We start from the raw sequence: 1,442 nt of genomic DNA, 5'->3' as shown, positions 1-1,442 counted from the left end.
AGGCCTTTCAGGGAGGTGTTATTGGCTCCGACTGTTGCCACGGCATCCTTACGGCCAAGGCTCGCAAGCGTACCTGAATTCACAGGTGTGAACACTTCAAGCTTTTTGCCTTCGAAGCTAGCATAGAGGTTATAGCCGACAAGCTCACCCATTTGCCATGCGTTTTGTGCCGTTGGCGCGTATGGACGTCCGCCCTCCGGAGGGAAAGCAAGGGCGCTGTCACCGACAACGAATACGTCTTTATGGGATGTTGATTGCAGGTATTCGTTAACGGCTGCTTTGCCGCGATCGACTTCAAGGCCGGATTCGCCGACGATTGGAAGGGCCGCAACCCCGCCTGTCCATACAAGTGTATTGGCCGTGATCGTTTGGCCATCCTTCAATTCGATTTGGTTGCCTTTGACGCCCGTTACAGGCAGGCTAGTCAAGAATTCGACGCCGCGCGCTTCCAAGGAAGACATGGCCCGGTCGATCAAGTGATCAGGCAGCACAGGAAGGATTTTTGGACCTGCTTCGACTAGCTTGATTTTCAAATCCTTGAAGTCGACGCCGAATTTTTTGGCGATTTTAGGGAAATGATCGACGATTTCTCCAATCAGCTCGACACCCGTCAACCCGCCGCCGCCGATGACGATGGTCGCATCGGCTTCATTTTTCGTTTGGGCATATTCACGAATGCGATCTTCGATATGCTTGTAGATTTGGTTCGCATCTTTCACCGATTTCAATACCATGCTGTTTTCTTCAAGTCCTGGAATGCCGAAGAAGCCGGTTTGGCTTCCTAATGCCACGACAAGGGCATCATAAGATAAAGTGGAGCCATTGGAAAGCTTCACTTCTTTTTTATAAACGGAGAAAGACTCCACCTTGGCAATGGCAAGGTCGATATCTTTTCCTTTGAAAAGTTTTTCCAAAGGAATGGCTACAGCTTGTTCAGCAATCGAACCGCCGGCAAGGCGATGCAATTCGGTGATGATTTGGTGGGTTGGAAATTGGTTCACCAAGGTAACCTGCACTTGATCCTTTTTGTAATATTCACGTACGGACAACGCAGATAGTACACCAGCGTATCCTGCACCTAAGATGACGACTTGTTTTGACATAGTTAATCCCCGTCCTTATTGATTGAAAGTTTTAAGAAATTATTTATGATTTTTACGTTCTGATGAAACTTCAAGGAAAGCTTGAACGAAACGGAACAGCTTTTGCGCTTCAGGGTCTTTCATCATTCTTAAGAGGCCAAAAAGACCGATCACATCATGGTTTGCTTCTGCGCGATCCTTCGCTTCGATGGCCGTAGCCGCAAGACCTTTCACGGAACCGACCACAGGTGTCGCGATTTCGGAAATCGCACTGACTGTATCGTTTTTCAGGACATCATCCGTTGCCACTGATTGAGCGAAATCATAAGACTTTGTTAAAATATTCACTAATTCAGTCAG

At 47.9% G+C, this 1,442-nt stretch carries 2 protein-coding genes; both read right to left on the bottom strand.

Translation table 11 applies throughout. From position 1 onward, the window contains the following. A partial coding sequence (locus QNI08_RS22370) for an NAD(P)/FAD-dependent oxidoreductase (RefSeq protein WP_285769549.1) occupies positions 1–1,103 on the bottom strand: 1,103 nt, incomplete at its 3' end. A gap of 39 nt (positions 1,104–1,142) precedes the next feature. After that, positions 1,143–1,442: DUF1641 domain-containing protein (locus tag QNI08_RS22365; protein ID WP_285769548.1), on the bottom strand; the 300-nt coding region annotated here is incomplete at its 5' end.

It is taken from the genome of Peribacillus folii, assembly GCF_030271255.1.
GTDB lineage: Bacteria > Bacillota > Bacilli > Bacillales > DSM-1321 > Peribacillus.
The sequence above is the reverse complement of the archived record's forward strand: the minus strand, read 5'-3'. Positions and strand labels throughout refer to the sequence as shown.